The sequence below is a fragment of the Ulvibacterium marinum genome, assembly GCF_003626755.1.
Taxonomy (GTDB): Bacteria; Bacteroidota; Bacteroidia; order Flavobacteriales; family Flavobacteriaceae; genus Ulvibacterium; species Ulvibacterium marinum.
On sequence record NZ_RBCJ01000003.1, the window covers coordinates 64,878 to 81,947 of the forward strand.

General features: G+C 41.9%; 12 protein-coding genes. 5 read left to right on the forward strand and 7 right to left on the reverse strand.

Going from position 1 to position 17,070, the window contains the following annotated elements:
- The first annotated feature begins 30 nt into the window (after positions 1-30).
- A complete protein-coding gene (locus D7Z94_RS13355; RefSeq protein ID WP_120712115.1) occupies positions 31-2,994 on the forward strand; it encodes a response regulator in 2,964 nt (987 codons plus the stop codon).
- A gap of 10 nt (positions 2,995-3,004) precedes the next feature.
- On the opposite strand, the gene D7Z94_RS13360 is transcribed toward D7Z94_RS13355, so the two are convergent.
- Positions 3,005-5,200, reverse strand: a complete 2,196-nt coding sequence (locus tag D7Z94_RS13360) for a S41 family peptidase (RefSeq protein ID WP_120712116.1) — start codon at positions 5,198-5,200, stop codon at positions 3,005-3,007.
- Between the two features lie 302 nt (positions 5,201-5,502).
- Between D7Z94_RS13360 and D7Z94_RS25775 the strand changes: the two genes are divergently transcribed.
- Positions 5,503-5,631: a helix-turn-helix domain-containing protein gene (locus D7Z94_RS25775; RefSeq protein WP_120712117.1), complete on the forward strand. Its 129-nt coding sequence runs from the start codon at positions 5,503-5,505 to the stop codon at positions 5,629-5,631.
- Between the two features lie 300 nt (positions 5,632-5,931).
- Here D7Z94_RS25775 and D7Z94_RS13370 read toward each other — a convergent pair whose 3' ends face one another.
- The 4 genes from D7Z94_RS13370 to D7Z94_RS13385 form a co-directional block, all read right to left on the reverse strand.
- On the reverse strand, positions 5,932-7,296 hold the full coding sequence (locus tag D7Z94_RS13370) for a GH1 family beta-glucosidase (protein WP_120712118.1): 1,365 nt from the start codon (positions 7,294-7,296) through the stop codon (positions 5,932-5,934).
- Between the two features lie 8 nt (positions 7,297-7,304).
- Positions 7,305-8,309, reverse strand: coding sequence for a glycosyltransferase family protein (locus D7Z94_RS13375; protein ID WP_120712119.1), 1,005 nt, complete (start codon positions 8,307-8,309; stop codon positions 7,305-7,307).
- Positions 8,306-9,187, reverse strand: coding sequence for a UDP-2,3-diacylglucosamine diphosphatase (locus tag D7Z94_RS13380; protein WP_120712120.1), 882 nt, complete (start codon positions 9,185-9,187; stop codon positions 8,306-8,308). Before D7Z94_RS13380 ends, D7Z94_RS13375 begins: the two co-directional genes overlap by 4 nt.
- Positions 9,188-9,489: 302 nt before the next feature.
- Positions 9,490-12,648, reverse strand: a complete 3,159-nt coding sequence (locus tag D7Z94_RS13385; protein WP_120712121.1) for a response regulator — start codon at positions 12,646-12,648, stop codon at positions 9,490-9,492.
- Positions 12,649-12,875: 227 nt separating this feature from the next.
- Between D7Z94_RS13385 and D7Z94_RS13390 the strand changes: the two genes are divergently transcribed.
- Complete coding sequence (locus tag D7Z94_RS13390; protein WP_147415898.1) at positions 12,876-13,400, forward strand: hypothetical protein; 525 nt, start codon at positions 12,876-12,878, stop codon at positions 13,398-13,400.
- A 44-nt stretch (positions 13,401-13,444) separates the two neighbouring features.
- Here the strand turns inward: D7Z94_RS13390 and D7Z94_RS13395 are convergent, their stop codons facing one another.
- A complete protein-coding gene (locus D7Z94_RS13395; RefSeq protein WP_120712123.1) occupies positions 13,445-14,176 on the reverse strand; it encodes an HAD family hydrolase in 732 nt (243 codons plus the stop codon).
- A gap of 140 nt (positions 14,177-14,316) precedes the next feature.
- Here D7Z94_RS13395 and rpiA point away from each other — a divergent pair, with 140 nt between their 5' ends.
- Positions 14,317-15,006 carry a ribose-5-phosphate isomerase RpiA gene (rpiA, locus tag D7Z94_RS13400; protein ID WP_120712124.1) on the forward strand — a complete coding sequence of 230 codons (690 nt, stop codon included), beginning with the start codon at positions 14,317-14,319 and terminating at the stop codon, positions 15,004-15,006.
- A 74-nt stretch (positions 15,007-15,080) separates the two neighbouring features.
- Here the strand turns inward: rpiA and D7Z94_RS13405 are convergent, their stop codons facing one another.
- Positions 15,081-16,370: an esterase-like activity of phytase family protein gene (locus D7Z94_RS13405; RefSeq protein WP_120712126.1), complete on the reverse strand. Its 1,290-nt coding sequence runs from the start codon at positions 16,368-16,370 to the stop codon at positions 15,081-15,083.
- Between the two features lie 415 nt (positions 16,371-16,785).
- Here D7Z94_RS13405 and D7Z94_RS13410 point away from each other — a divergent pair, with 415 nt between their 5' ends.
- Positions 16,786-17,010 (forward strand): hypothetical protein, encoded by a 225-nt coding sequence (locus D7Z94_RS13410; RefSeq protein ID WP_120712127.1) that lies wholly within the window; start codon positions 16,786-16,788, stop codon positions 17,008-17,010.
- The last annotated feature ends 60 nt before the right edge of the window (positions 17,011-17,070 follow it).

Genomic DNA, 17,070 nt, shown 5'->3' on the forward strand with positions numbered 1-17,070 from the left:
TTTTGTACCTTTTAACGACTCAACCTTAAAATGAAGAACACGGTTTCCATATTATTCTTGTTCTTTGGTTTTTTAATTACATGGAGCCAAAATGAAAGTGAGATTGATTCCCTGAAGCGACTTCTGAAAAGCACGTCTAACGCGGAGGAATCCGTGAAACTGAGCGCAAAGCTCTTTGAGGCATATCTCTATGTTTCACCTGATTCTGCAGACGGTTTCCGAAAAAACATCAAAACGATTTCGGCAAAAAATAATTATGCCCATGGGCGGTATCTGTACCATTCACTAAGTGGCAGATATCATTTCGCCAAATCGGATATTGACAGTGCATTTTTTCATATTGAATCGGCTTCTAAGATAGCGGAGCTACTTCAAGATAAGGCCTATTTGGCGGATTGCTATAAGAAGATCGGGGTCATTTATAATATCAGAAGAAAAGATTCCCTGTCCAAAAAGTATGCACAACTAGCTTTGGAAAACGCAAAGCAAACAGATGATTGGAGAACACTTTCCTCCATATATAATTTGCTTGGAAATCAAAACTTTCAGCGGGCCGAATATCCTGAAGCGCTTACGTATTATCTCAAACTGGATTCAATCTATACGTCGCGAGATGAGCTGGACAAATCCTTGGCGGCATCATATGCCAATATTGGGACAATCTATACCGAACTTAAAAATCCTGAAGCGGTTGATTATATTAAGAAGAGCATCGAGGTCTATCAGGCCTTGGGCCTGGAAGAGGGGGTACATTATGGAGAGGTCGCTTTGGGCACGCATTACGATTTGCTTGGGGAAGATAAAAAGGCCATTGAACACCTGTTGAAAGCTAAGGACTATTATGAGGCCTATGGTGACTTGCGTATCCTTGCACGTATTTATAGGAGATTGGGCGGCACCTACTTGGAACTAAATGAGCTTGAAAACGCTGAATTCTATCTTTTAAAGGTTTCTTCGATTCCTGAAAACTCAATACGAACCGTAGCGGTAGCCAGATACCAGATGAACTTAGGGGATTTGTACTGGCATAAAAACCAATACAAAAAGGCCATTTCCCATTTTAACAAAGCTTTGGAATTTTTTGAAGAAATAGGTGATGGCCAAGCTGTGGGCATAGATTTGCTTAGTGTCTATCGAGGACTGTATGATGCGTATAAGGACAGCAAGGATTATGGGAACGCATTAATGGTGCTTGAAAAACAAATAGTTTTGAAAGACAGTATCCAGAAATCCCAGAACCTTGCACTAGTTGAGGAACTGAACAAAAGGTATCAGAATGAAAAACAGGAACAGGAAATAGCTCTTCTTACCTCCCAGAGCCAATTGGCCGAGCAGAAGACCAAAAACCAACGTAATGTTTTTATTGCGGGGATGTCCGTTATGGGCTTGGCTTTTATCACTTTGTTCCTTCTTTTCCGAAACAAGCAAAAAACCAATCGGAGACTTCGACAACTGGAGGCGGCAAAGTCGAGGTTTTTCGCCAACATTTCCCATGAGTTTAGAACCCCATTGACTTTAATATCGGGCCCGGTTGCCCACCAGTTGTCCAAAAAAGATCTTTCTGCCGATGATAAGACCGACCTTGGACTAATTCAAAGGAACGCAGATCGTTTGCTAAAATTTGTAGATCAGATATTGGATCTTTCAAAAATAGAGGCAGGCAGAAGAAAACTCAGGGTTTCCAAGGGAAATATGGAACTCTTTCTAAAACACTTGGCCGAGCCTTTCCAATATCAGGCCACACAAAAGGGTATGGTTCTCAATGGTCAAATCGATATTCCTGAACAGGTATGGTTTGATCGCGATGTAGTGGAAAAAGTAGTGACCAACCTCTTGTCCAATGCATTAAAGTATAGCCCTGATGAAGGCCATATCTATTTTAAGGCCATACGGCAGGGACAACAAATAATCATTACAACCATTAATGAAAATAAGGATTTGATTGAAAAGGAACTTCCCCTTTTGTTCGATCGTTTTTATCAGAACGATACCCTGCATCAAGGTTTTGGTATCGGTCTTTCATTGGTACAGGAGTTGACGCACCTTTCCCACGGCACGATTCACGCATACAAACCTGATGATGAGACCTTGGCATTTGTTGTGACCTTGCCCTTGTCAAAGAATGCCTTTTCAAAGGCAGATTTGGCCTTGGAAGATGAGATACCTCCAAACATTGGGGAACATGGTGAAGAAGTGGTTTCCGAAGGAGATTATGAAGAAGAGGCACTTGGGGAAAGCTCCCTTCCAGTTTTGTTGGTCGTGGATGACAATGCCGAGATCAGACTTTTTATCAAGTCGCTGTTCAAGAGTGAATATCAAATACAAGAAGCGGAAAATGGGGAAGAGGGCATGAATATTGCGTTTCGAATTGTTCCCGATTTGATTATTTCGGATGTTATGATGCCCGTAAAAGACGGGATACATATGAGTACTGCACTTAAAAATGATGAAAGAACATCGCATATCCCCATTGTTCTACTGACGGCAAAATCTGGGGAGGAACATGAGCTGACCGGGCTCAAGACCGGGGCCGATGCCTATATGATCAAGCCTTTCAAGGAAGAAAAATTGCGGGTAGTAATCGATAAATTGATTGCCACCCGAACCGTTATCCAGGAAAAGTTCAGTAAACAGCCCTTCCTGAAGCCAAAAAACATAGAGCTCACCAGTTTAGATACAAGATTGTTGGACAGGATACGGCAAATACTAGATGTTGAATTGACGAACCCAGAATTCAATGCCGGCTCTTTTTCCGAACAGATCGGTTTGAGCCGAATGCACCTGCACCGTAAACTAAAGGCACTTACCGGACTTTCCACTTCGGAGTTCCTCAGGGTACAGCGGCTGAAACTGGCGGCAAAACTATTGCAGGACGGTCATGATAATATATCAGAGGTCGGGTATGCGGCAGGATTCAATCTGCCTACCTATTTTTCCACTGCATTTAAACAGTACTTTGGCTGTTCACCTTCCGAGTATGTAGAAAACGAATAGGGAATGAATGCTATTCTTCGCCGATAAGTTGTATTGCTTTTTCGAGCACCTCGTCCCTACCTTCCCGAATACCTGTTATGGTCGGTTCTATTTCTAAATCCGGAACGATACCTACACGTTGGGTTTCGGTACCGTCTGGGTAGTAGACACCAATTCCTGAAATCATGGTTCTGATGTTTCCAGGTAAGATTATGGATGATACGTTACCATCGGCGGCAGCGGTCGTATGTCCGATTATCATAGCATTCGGTGCTACCCTTAAGGCCATTGTGGTATATTCGGACTGACTTATGGTACGTGGGTTTACCAAGATTATTACCTTCCCTTTGAAATAATCAGGATTGTCCTCTCCTACCTTTAGGGGGTTGGAAAATGTAAACTTTCCCGGTTGTTGGAGGCTGCCCATAGTAAATTTCACAAATTCAGTGGGTCGAGGCATCAAATACTTTCCTAAACTGAAAACAATAAAGTCGGAAGGGTAACATCTCAAATCAATAATAAGACCTTTTTTGTGTAAAAAAGTCTTCATAATATCGTGTATTTCACCTTTTTTAAGGCTTCCGGGATAAATATATCCAATGTTGTTCTCCAATTCTTTATGTGAAGGAATGCCTTTGTCCCAAAAGTTGATATCACCATAGGGAACACTTAAAACTTCCTCATCAAAGACGTTGTTGCCGTCATTAATGGAAAGGGTTAGGCTGTTTTCATTGGTGCGCAAAAGCTTTCTGGCAACGGCCCATAATTGTACGGTTTGGTTAGAACCTGGGGTATACGCTAATTTTTCCTTCACCAAATCAGTTACGGGAATTCCATTCACCTTTGAAATAATATCCCCTGGTTTTATCTTACTTTCGGATGGAAGTTGCGGATAGGTCTTTACCACGACCGCCTTGTCTTGGATAAAATTCACTTGAATAGGAGCAATGTTTTGCCCAAAAAACTGGCTAAGCATCTTATCCCGCCTCCCCATGTTTCCATGAGTGTCCTGAATTTCCCGAATTAGTTTAAGCATAGCCAGTTTATAGCCCAATTCGTCGTCCGCTTTCAAAAACATGGGTATCGATGTTTTTAAAACGTTATTCCAGTCCTCGTCAATCAGATGTTTATAGGGAAAGAAATATTCGATCATATTCCAATATCTAAAGAGGCCTATGAGTTTTAATCCATCATCGTTCCATTCCATATCCTTGTATGAACGTTCATTTTTGAATAGGGGATTACCTATATGGGGTGCAAATTTTAGATAATAGTTTACCTTTTCCTTTGGTGCTTCCTGTAATGCATGGAGTAATTCTAATAGGTTGTTGGATGTAATATCCGAACTTGATATCCAGTTGGTATTTGCCTTAAAGGCAACATTTTCAGTAACATCTTCGATTTGTTTTTCCGAGGTGGGCTTTTCAAACTTTTTTAACCAAGAAAAAACCTGATTTTCGAAGTCAGTACTATCAATGACCGAAATAGTCCTAAGCAATTCACTGTCCCAATTAATATTTCCTTTTGCAATTTCCGGATGATGGTATTTTACAAAGCCCCATATTTTACCTAAAATGTAGAGGTTTTTTAACTGCTGTTCAGTAGGATTGTCTAGTTTGAAATTGGAACCTTTTTCGAACTCGGTATCCATTTCGGCCTTGGAAAGCACTTTTTCTACTTCGGTAAGGGTTTGAATGTTTTTGCCATCCACGAATACTTTGAAATCATCAAACCAGGCAGTGCCTTTTCCCACTAAAATGCCCGCAACCATAATATTTTTAGTTTCTTCCGGATAGGGAAAGCTGATACTATGTTTTTCCCAATCCGTAGAGCCTATCACACCTCTGTCTCGCATATTATCGAAATGGAGCGGTCCTCCCTCGCCATCAAGACGTAATAGCAAACCGGCATGACCATCCGTAACGTCTTTGGTCTTGATATAGCCCTCAAGCTTAACGGTACTTCCCCTATATTTGGAAGGAATACGATATGCCATACTGCCGAAAGTATTGCCTGTACTGTCGGAAATGATTTTACCCGAGTAGTTGCCCGAATGGAATACCTTATCGTCCGTATCTAGATGGTAGTTTCCCCAATGGATCCATTCGGAAGGTAAACCGTCACCGTTTTTGGCGTTTTCAAAATCCAAATGAAAGCGTTTGTCTAACGATTGTCCATGAAAGGAAAGTGATAATAAAAGTAGGAAAAGCAGCGTAATTTTTTTCATGCTAGAAGGAGGGATTAGTTTTTCTAAAACTACGGCCCTTTGTAATACGCTGATGTTAAGGAAGTTGTAATATGTGTTAAAATGCCGAACATATTTTTTGTTGGCGATGCTATTTCCGTGTTAGCCCCTGTTCCATAAGCTGGATCACTTCCCGGTCCTTAACTTCAAGACAAATTTTAATTTTGAGTCTATTTCGCCAAGGTTCCAAAGCTTCTGCCTTTTTATGATTTCATTCTCCCAATGAAGGTTATGTCTTGCCCCTATCGATACTATAGTGTTTATGCCATCAACAGTAAAATACTATGGGAACTTTTTCCAAGGAGACCGGTATGTTTTCAAAAAAGGATATTGCGGATTATCTAGGGATAACGTTGCGCAACCTTAATAGATCTTTAAAGCAAATGAAACGAATGGATCTGTTCAAGGAATAATGGTAACGATACCTAGTTTGAAAGGCTTATTGCCTTTCTAAAAAAGGCCCGTTCATCGAAAAGTACACTGTAGAAGTCTGTTGAACAGGGATTTTTGTTATTTTCAACGAAAATTCCTACTTATGAACAACTATATCGCCCTCATCAGTTTTTTTGCCATCTGTTTTGTAGTCTCTTGTTTGGTCATCGCATTTACTTCCTCTGACCACGACTGACAAATACTAGTTTTAGATATATATCCAGGAACGGATTACTGAGCGAAATCCAAGATTTGGGAGTGGGCTTCAGACTGTGGCATACTTACGATCTTAAAAATGCCCTGAACCATTTCCCGGATTTCTTGATAATTCTTTCTTGGGTGGTGAAATCTACATACACCAACCCGAATCGGGAATGGTAACCTTCTGCCCATTCAAAGTTGTCCATAAAGGTCCAGGCAAAATATCCCGAGACCTCTAGCCCTTCGTTCTTCGCTTTTAGAACTTGTTTCAAATAATCCTGTAGATAATTCACCCTTTTTGGGTCGTCCACCGATCCATTTTTCAATTTATCCTCAAATGCTGCCCCGTTTTCGGTAATCATGATTTTTTTAATTCCCGGATATGCGTTGAATTTGGCAATCATTTCATAAATACTGGGAGGATATACTTCCCAATCCATTAACGTAATGGGAACGTCCCGTTCGCTGGCCTTTACGATTTTGGCCCTTAAATAGGGCACGCGATAACTGTGTTTAACGACTTCCCTTGTATAATTCTGAATGCCGATAAAGTCGAACGTGAAGATCATATCCTTTAGGTCGTTCGGCTGTTGATACCTTTCCAGGCGTTTTAAAACCTTTAGGTTTTCCGATGGATACCCCAAGCCCAAGGTAGGTTCAATAAACAAACGGTTTAACAAGGTGTCTGCCTTTTTTGCCGCTATCAGGTCTTTTTCATTTTCGGAATACGGGGAAATTTGCGAACATGAAAACGTAGTGCCAATACTGGATCGTTTAACTTCTTCCCTCAAAATTCTACCTCCAAGGGCCTGGCATAAGGTAGCGTGATGTACTGCTGGCAAAAAACTTTTTAATCCCCTACGCCCAGGTGCATGGACTCCGAGAAAATAACCCGCGCCCGTAAAGACCATAGGTTCATTTAACACCATCCAATGCTTTACCCGATCACCAAAACACCGTGCACAAAGACGGGCATATTCACCAAACCAACCTAAAATATCCCGATTAGTCCAACCCCCTTTAGCTTCCAAGGCTTGAGGTAGGTCCCAGTGGTACAGGGTAACCCAAGGAGTGATACCACATTCCAAGCAGAAATCTATGACACGATTGTAAAAATCGACTCCGGCCCTATTTACTTCACTATGACCATTGGGAATCAATCTTGGCCATGAAATCGAAAATCGGAAGTTTTTGATATGCATTGACTTCATCAAAAGAATATCCTCGCGATAGCGATGGTAGAAGTCGCAAGCTACCTGCCCGTGATGTCTTCCGAAAATTGTTTTTGACTTTGCCGTGAAATTGTCCCAGATGGACATTCCTTTGTCGTCTTTCTCATAAGCGCCCTCAATTTGATAGGCCGCCGTGGATACACCCCATACGAAATGATTGCCAAAATCGGTCTTCTTCAAATCAATAGGGAGGCTCGTTGGAATTTTTCGCATTCGTCTTTTTAGTGAAGGACACCGGCGGTAGCCTCTTCAAGAATCCGGTCGATAATGGGTTCCGTAATATCGGGATAGTAAACCTCTACTTTTCGATTGCTTTCCACCCAGTCCTGAAGCTTCCCAAAGTGTTTCATTTTTAACGATTTTACTACCGGAACCCCCATTTCTTTCAATGCCGCTGCGTTACACTGTTGTTCATACTGTCCTTTCATGGGTATGACCATAAGCTTCTTGCCCATATGTAGCACTTCCGCGGGCGTCTCAAAACCTGCTCCACAGAGCATGCCTTTACACGATGCCATACTTTGAATAAAAGCCTTATTGTTGATTTTGCGAACGGAGACATTGCTCTGAAAAAAATTGGTGCGGGTATGTTTGGAAAAAACTTCCCATTGAATTCCCTTCACTTTTGAGAGCATATTCAGAATCTTTTCGTCGCTATAGGAAGGCAAATAAACCGTGTAATGATTTTTTGAACTTCGGGTGGTTTTTCGTATCTCTTGCCGCACAATCGGGGTAAATATGTTGCTGTTGTATTCCTTGAAATGTAATCCGTACGATTTTGTTGTTGGCGCATACTTTCGAAGAATCAGCTTTCCCAAAGGGTCATTTTTCTTTGGTCTAGGAACTTCCGGTGCCAAAACCGCCGCTTGGTGGCTAAAACCGATACAAGCCTTATTTTGCAATTTACAGCCCCAGGCGGTTATCGGTTCAAAGTCATTAATGATAAGGTCGTATTGGGCAACGGGAATACTTTTGATTTCCTTTTGCAATCGTACTGCGTTGGTTTTTAGATACGTGCGCCACATATCCACGCCTCCCTTTTTTCCAAAAATGAAACTCCATCCTTTTAACTGATATTTAATGGGATAGGGAATAGGGATATCTGCTTGAGTGCCGCTGACCAGGATATCGAGTTCTATATTTTTTCGTTCAAGGACGGGAATGATATCCCTTGCTCGACTCAAGTGCCCATTTCCCGTTCCCTGAATGGCATAAAGCACTTTCATTTTACTTGGTTATGGAGGGATTCAGTACTGTTTTGCCCGATACTCTTGAATTCCTGCAGAAGATGTTCAAAAAGTACGTTTTTCTCCAGGACTTCAATGGGGTCGGCGACATCGACATCCGAGGTCTTGGCCGATGCGTCTTCGCTATAACTGTATAGTTTCCATTTGCCTCGATGGTATTCCAGCGAGGTGAGGTTTTCCACCCAATCCCCAGAATTCAAATACAGTACTGCACCTTTGTCCGTTTTGACCTCCTTAATTTCCGGTTGATGGATATGGCCGCAGACCACATAGTCAAATTTCTTTTCTATCGCAATATTGGCAGCGGTCTTCTCAAAATCACTTATGAATTTAATGGCCGATTTCACCCCATTTTTAATTCGCTTTGACATGGAAACGGGTCCTTTGCCCATTTTTTTACTGATAAAATTAACAAAGCGGTTTAAGAGAATCAGAAAATCATATCCGATGGCGCCGAGCTTTGCGATCCACTTGGAATGCTGCATGGTTACGTCAAACACATCTCCATGGAACATCCATGCCTTTTTTCCTTTTAAGGACAGTACCACCTTGTTAGATATGGTAAAGGAGCCCAAAGTAAAACCTACGAACTTCCGTAACATTTCATCATGGTTCCCCGTAATATAGTGCACCTTTACCCCATTGGAAACCCATTGCATAATTAGCTTTACCACCTTCATATGAGACTTGGGCCAATAACGTTTGCTAAACTGCCAAATATCTATGATATCACCATTTAGTACAACTTGCTTGGGTTTTATGGACTTTAAATAGGCCAATAACTCCTTGGCGTGACATCCATATGTGCCCAAATGCACGTCTGAAATGACCACAAGGTCTACTGATCTTTTTTTCATAGGAAATATGAGGTGTTGGTGTATTTACTAAATCTAATTGAAGGCGAGGATGGCTGATGAAACGAAGAACGGCAAGAAGGGTACAATGGCTCGTTATATGCTAAAATTCGATTTATTTTCACGTCGGGACAATCAGATTATTCAAAGTTTGTAAATAATCCTTTAGACTATTGCAAAGTTGGTTTTAAGGTTGTGTTAACTACGGGTTATCAATGATATCCCCATCCAGAGCTTTCAACGATAGTTGAATTTGGTTAGAATTTAAAAAGGTGATCCTAATTTAAGGTTGAATAACCAATTACTCAAGAGGCATATTGTGAAGGTGTTTTGCCGAAAAGTTCCTTAAAACGTTTTGTAAAGTAGGAAAGGTTGTTGAACCCTACTTGATAGGCAACTTCCGATACGTTCCCGGCTTTGTCCCTAAGTAATTGCGCCGCCCTTTTTAGCCGGTAGTCCCGAACAAAATCCTGAACGGTTTGATCGGTAAGGGCACGCATTTTGCGAAACAGCTGTGTTCTGCCCATTCCTACTTCTTTTGCCAGATCCTCAACCCCAAATGAGGAATCGTCCAAACGTTGTTCCAACGTATGTGTCACTTTTTTTAGAAAACGTTCATCCGTAGAGGTAACGGCCAATGCCTTGGGTTCTAAACGAAGCTGCCTACTATACTTTTTTCGTAGCAACCGTCGTTGATCGACTAGGTTTTTTACCCGGGCCCTTAGTTCCTCCTTATCAAAGGGTTTAACAATATAGTCATCCGCCCCTGTTTCAATGCCCTCAAGTTTAGAGGCTTGGGATGCCAATGCCGTAAGTAATATCACGGGAATATGACTCGTTTTTTCGTCCTGTTTTAGCTTTTCGCAGAGTGTTATTCCGCTCATTCCTGGCATCATCACATCGCTGATTATAATATCGGGAATCTTCTTTTGAGCCAAGTCGAAACCGTCTTCTCCGTTTATCGCCTCTTCAATTTCGTATGTGTCTCGAAGTTGTTTCCGAATATAAGCTCTTACGTCTGTATTGTCCTCTACTATTAACAATATGGGGAGTCCTTTTGTTTTGGCCCCTGGAACTTCTGGGTCGGTAAAGGCCCTAGAGGGAACCACACTATGCAATTCCCGAACCTTTTGTGTCCTTTCATCCTCAAGTATGATGTTCGCTTTCTTGAAATGCTCCTTGGTAATGGGAAGGACAACCGTAAAGACAGTTCCTTTGCCTTCTTCGCTAGCTACGGAAATATGCCCTTTGTGCAATTCTACCAATTCCTTGGTCAGGGCCAAACCAATGCCTGTTCCCATCTTTTTCTTGGTAGAAGGGGCATCTGCCTGGTAGAAACGATTAAAAACTTTGCCCAGTTCCGGGCCGGAAATGCCCAAACCGTCGTCCCTAACCTCTATTTTTAAGAAGGTACCTTCTCCTGGAATTCTGCCATTTCCATCCGTTGACGAGGCTATAAAGTCTATTTTTCCCCCTTCCCCGATATATTTGAACGCATTGGACAATAGATTATTGATGATTTTTTCAAGGGCATCGGAATCAAACCAACCTGATGCTATTTCGGGTGCAACGTTTATATGGAACGAAATATCCTGAAAGTCGGCCAGCGAACTAAAAGCCGCAGCCCGTGCCCTCAAAAAAGTTTTGAGGTCGGCTTCCGTCAAACGCAAGGGCATATTGCCGGCTTCCAGTTTCGCGAGATCGAGCAACTGATTTACCAGACCTAATAGCTTTTCGCCGTTTTGCTTCATTAATCGATAGCTTTCTTGATGCTCCTTGTTTTCCGGGCCAGAGGACAGCAGATCGTTCAACGGACCGAGAATCAAGGTAAGCGGCGTACGAAATTCGTGGGAAACGTTTGCGAAAAAACGTGACCTAAGATTTACGAACTCCTGCTGTTTTCTGTTAACAAGTTCACGGGACTTCAGTTTTATATTATAGTTTCGAAATAAAAGGAGGGAAATAATGATCAAGGAGACAATTCCCCACAGCAGTAGGTTTCTTTGGATGGAACGCTGTTTAACCAATGCTTCCTTGGTAGCAACTTCGGCTTGTTGTAGCTCTTTTTCCTTGACCAGAAGTTGTATTTGTTGGTCTTTTTTTGCGGTCTCGTACTGGATTTCCCGGGCCACGATGTTTTTGCTCGTTTCCTCATCAAAAATACTGTCCCTTAACACATAAAACTCTTCTAGATAGGAAAGTGCCTTATTTTCGTTTCCCATTCTTTTGTGCAGGTCATATAATGCATAGGACAGCTTACTTTTGATATCCTTGCTGTCGGTTTGTTGGGAGACCTCCCATCCTTCCTCAAATATTCTTTTGGCTTCCGCCCATTGCTGCCCGTTTACATGTATGGCACCCAACTCATACAGGCTTGTAGCAATGTTAAAGTCATCCAGTTCAATGGTTTTTTTTAGAGAGATACTCTTATTGAGAAATTCAGTACCCTTTACCGGTTTACTACCGGCATACAGCACACCTAGGCTATGGTAATTGAGGCTCAATAAATCTTTAAAATCACCTTCTTCTGATAGCTCCAAGCTTTTATCAAAATAATAAAGTGCGGAGTCCCTTTGGGAACTTTTATCCATGGCTGCACCAAGACTGTGATAGTTGGAGGCCGTAAGTCTTGCATTGCCCACTTCCTGGCTGTGTTGCAATGATGCCCTATAGTATTTTAGGGCATTTTTATAGTTCTCCATATTCTCGTACACCCCTGCGATGTTTTCCAAACAACTGGCCAACAGATAGCGGTCCCCTTCCTTCTCAAAGATTTCCAGTGCGGAGAAAAAATCGGTCAAGGCCAAGTCATAATTGCTATAGTTCCATTGTATGGTTCCAAGATTAAAATTGACCTTGGCTACCGATACGCTATCACCAGCTTGGCTAAAATAGGGTAGGGAGGCGGTAAAGTTCGTGTACGCATTCTGATTGTCGCCCTTGTATAAAAAGACAGCTCCCATATTCAAGTAACCATCCGCTATCCCCAGGGTGTCATTAATTTGGTTTCGATAGTCAAAATCCTTTTGGTAATAGGAAATGGCCTTATCATACTCGGCCAATGACGTATGTAGAAGACCCAGATTATAGTTAATGTCATGTACCCCATCCAGGTTGCCTAATTTTTGAAATAACCCCTGACTTCTCTGATAGTAAAAAATACAGCTATCCGTAATCCCGGAATAGAGAAAATAAGTCCCTCTAATTTTATCCGCCGAGGCCATACCGTATTCATGGTCATGGACTAAAGCCAGGTCATATGCCTCTTTTGCATAAAGGTATGATGTGTCCAAACTGACCCCTCTGTAGGCATTGGCCACATCCAAAAGTAGTTGGATTTTGGTAGTATCCTGATTACGACTCGTTTTGAGCAATTGTTCCAGACTATCAATTTTTGAGTCAAGCTGGGCATGGGTTACCCAGCAGTTTAAACAGATGAAGCCAAAAACAATAAGCCTTCTCATGTTGGGCGGATGGGTTGTTGGTATACCAACTAAGATAGTGGTAAAATCTATCTTTTTTATAGTTATTCCCTAGATAATGAGATTAATACATGTAACATCGGTGTTAAAAATTGGAACATCCGTAATAAGCCATCGCTTTCCATACAATTACTTTTGAGAAGGCATTGTGATAGTTGATACTGGACTATTGCAGATAGTTTTATGTTGAACCAAAACAAATGGAAAGAATGAAAAATAAAGGTTTGGATTACCCGTATAAGAGAATAGGGGCCATGTTTTCTGTGGCTATTATGTTTATAATACTTGGCACTTCAATTTCTTGTAGCGGTGATGGTGAGGATTTGGCCATATCGTTGGAAGGCCCGGTACTCTCGGTTTCCGATTTTACCGGGAACTGGACAGCCACAAGCGCGATATTTGAAAGTATTGATGTTCCCGGTAACCGATTGGATATCATTGAGGAAGGCGGAAGTGCTACATTGACCGTCCAAGCCAATGGCCGATTTGCCATCACGATCAACACTCCTGGACTGGGCTTGGAAACATTTTCCGGTGAACTTGGTTTTAACGGAGAAGAGTATGGGGATAGATTAATTGTAGTCTTTGATGGTGATGCCAGGGACGATTATGAATTGTTCAATATTGGATTCGAAAACAATGTGCTGTTTCTGAGCGGCATAACCACTTTTGATTTTACAGGGAATGGAACGGAGGAGTCAGCCGTAATCGATCTGGGGATGGTAAGAAGTTAATCTAGCCCTAATCCGGTGGTAAGGGGACTGATAAAAAAATGGAATTACGTTTCGGCCTGTATAAAACCAAATACCCTTGAGCTGAGGTCTTCAAGCGTATCCACAATATAGGCATCGTCCAACAGATTGCCGGAATGTACGGAGCGTCTTGTAACATCGTTTGTAACGGCAAAGACCTGCATTCCAGCACTGAGTCCGGCTTTGATACCATTAACGGAATCTTCAATGACCAAACATTCATCCGAATCCAACTGGAGTGCATTTTTTGCCTTGAGATAAATCTCGGGATCTGGTTTGCCCTTATCGACATCGTCCCGGGTTAATATCAAGTCAAGTTTATCTACAATTCCCATTAGGGTAACCATTCTTTTCGCTTGAGGTAGATGTGACATGGTAGCCAAAACAACATGAAACTTCTCAAAATGGGCCTTGTGCAGAAGCTCTAGGGTAAAGGGGCAAAAATGTTTGGATAAAAGTGCCGTATCCTTTAGTATTTCATCATAAATGGACAACCGTTTGTTGATGATACGTTCTTTGATATGATCAGAATCCTGAGAGCCCAAGTGCAGTTCCAATTCCGATAAGAATTCCCTGTAGAGACCTTCCACGACCTTTTCCCTGGACAACCCCACGAATTTTCCAAAAACATCCAATACCTGTTGTTCCCCTACGGCATGGTCGGTCAACTGTTGTATGGCCTGGGCATACGAAGTTGCCTTCAATACTTCCGTCTGGATAAGTGTTCCATCCAGGTCAAAAATTAGAGCTTTGATCATTACAGGTCGAATTTAGGAAAATTAGGTAAAGTATCTAGCGCTATTTTGTTTTTACCTTTTTCAGGTGTGGACCACAATGTCTCCCGGCACTTTAATTGTTCCGTTATTAATTATCTTAGTCCGGGAAAGAGCTTTTAAAAATGAAGTCGACCGTAATAGAACATGAAAAGAAATTAGCGGCCTATGAATCGGTCTCCTTGGTTAAAAACGGCATGATAGTCGGTCTGGGATCGGGGTCTACAGCCGAACATATGATTCGCAAATTGGGAGAAGAAGTTGGGAAAGGTCTGTCCATAAAGGGAGTTCCCTCTTCTGAAAAGACAGCTCAATTGGCGAAGGATTTGGGCATAGACCTAATACCATTGGAAAAAGCCGGTAAGCTGGATATTAATATAGACGGAGCGGATGAATTCGACCCACAATTCCGATTGATAAAAGGTGGTGGCGGGGCATTGTTGCGGGAAAAAATTCTTGCCTATAATGCTAAGCTAAACGTAATCATTGCCGATTCCGGAAAGAAGGTCGATATCTTGGGCAAATTTAAGTTGCCTCTGGAAACCATTCCTTTTGCCACCCCAACGATACTTGCCCAGCTGATTGAAATGGGTTTGAGACCCGTCCTAAGAAAACACGATGGGAAAACGTACAGCACCGATGAAAATAACTGTATTCTTGATGTCGATATTTTTGGGGTCAAAGATATAAATAGCTTAAATAGAACCCTTATAGAAATGCCCGGGGTGGTTGAAACCGGACTTTTTCTGAAATCCACGGATCTAATCATCATGGGACAGGGTGATGAGACCCTATTTTTGAGGAATGATCGGTAAAAAAGGAGGGTGTACAAACATAGGAAACTCTGGAGAGACAGAAGTTATCCGTCTCTCCAAAGTTGATTTACACGTTAATCAAGATGAATTAGATATAACGAGCTCGCATCCACGTCATCCGTTCCCGGAAGTATTTTCTGTTCGATGGTGCCATCCCCGTCTTCATCGGAAACCGCAAAATCATCATCGTTAAGACATCCAATAGTATGGTTATCGATCAACCAAAAACCTTCCAATTTGTCATGAGAGTATCCATTGAGTGCCACCAAATCCGCCACAAGTTCTTTTTCTACTGGGACGATTCCTGCGGCGTCCAGTTCTTCCCAGCTTGATTGTTCTATGGTCTTACCATCTATCATAAGGCCAAATTCGGAGGCATCATCAGCACCTGATACATCAGTAGCCACTGATACATCTATTTCATAGATATGTTTTTGGGCGGCCTCTGCTCCGGCAAAATTCCCGTCACGTTCCACTACCAAAAATTTCGTGTTGGATAGGGCCACGATTTCCGAATTAGAGAGATTTGCCTTTTGCTGTCTGTATAAATACTGTTTTGTGCTTCCGGTATATAGATCAAGCGTTACAATTCTAGTGATGTCGGCCCGGATACTTTCTGGGTTGTGCATGGTAGACTGCATGATGCCTACAAGAACACGTTCATCCGGGGTGATGGCCAATCCTTCCATCCCCCGGTTTGCCCTTCTTTTGGCGTAAACGGCGGGAAGTTTTCTACCGCCATTTCCCTCGTTTACACCAATTGGGGAGATACGCTCCAATTCTACTCCGGTAGCCGAATAGTGCACAATATGTGGGCCATACTCATCGGATACCCAAAAAGTACCGTCTTTTAAGGCGACCAGGCCTTCGGCATCCATTCCGAAATCATCAAAGGGGATTTGATTGCCCGCAATATCGTAGGGAATTTCTCCAGTGGCTCCTTTGCCCTCGGGATTGGGAATACCCGAAATGGGATTGCCATAGGGGTCTTTGAGCAAAATCTCTTCCAACAATACGATTTCGGCATCGCTATTGACCGCATAATGGCCAATCCTAGGGATGTAGTCGGAAACGGGAAACTTTTTGCCATCCAAAAAATTAGTATTTGGTCCTCGATCCGTGATCGCATAGAACTCGCCTTCATGGGTAGGATGGGCCGTAGCTGCCGAACCAAACCCACCGTTACGGATTTCAACATTGTTTTCCAAGGTGCCCAATACATTAAAAGGGAGGGGATACTGAACATTTTTCTGCAGTACGGATTTGGGAGGAATCCCTGGGTCTGGAGTGCCTATATGGTCTTCAATGAGGTCACAGGAAGAGATAAGAATAACTAGGGCAAGAAAGAATAGAACTTTTTTCATTTTAAAAAATTTAAGGGTTGATTGTTCGAAAAATTTTTTGGGCGATAGCCCAACGACTGTTTAAAGTTCCAATACCTATGCCGTATCGATGTTAGCTAAAACTTATAAAATGTTTATGTCTGAACCAATACTTGAAATTATAAGGTTAAGCTATGGTAAAAGCTAAGGTCATACTTTCCGATGTTCAGCTAGAATTATTTAAAAAGAGTTACATTTTACTATTTCATTGACAACAATTAGGGTTATCGGTGATTTTCGCGTAGAAACGATTTTTTAAGCGTTTTTGGTCATAAAACAACGATATTTCGGATTCTTTAATTAAAGAATCCAAAGGTGTAGGGAATACTATCGGTATTTTGGAAACAATAAAAGTGATAATTTGTTTGTTTACCTTATCTTAACATCTTGGTAACATATGGAATTAGGAGTCGATAAAATGGGAAAAAAATTTAATCGAGAAGAATTCAAACACCAATTAAAGAAGGAGCATCCAAAGGTCATTGATAAGGCTTACCTATTGGCCAATGGAATGATCGAGGTTCATGGATACTCAAAGGAGAAAGCATTTAGAGAAGCTTTGGACATAGCGAGAACCTGGTTAGAAAACGGGGAACGGTACCCAACCAAAATGGACTGGTGAAAGATTCCTAATGCCTATGCAAAATTGATAATTTAAGAATTCTCATTTCCTCAAACCCTT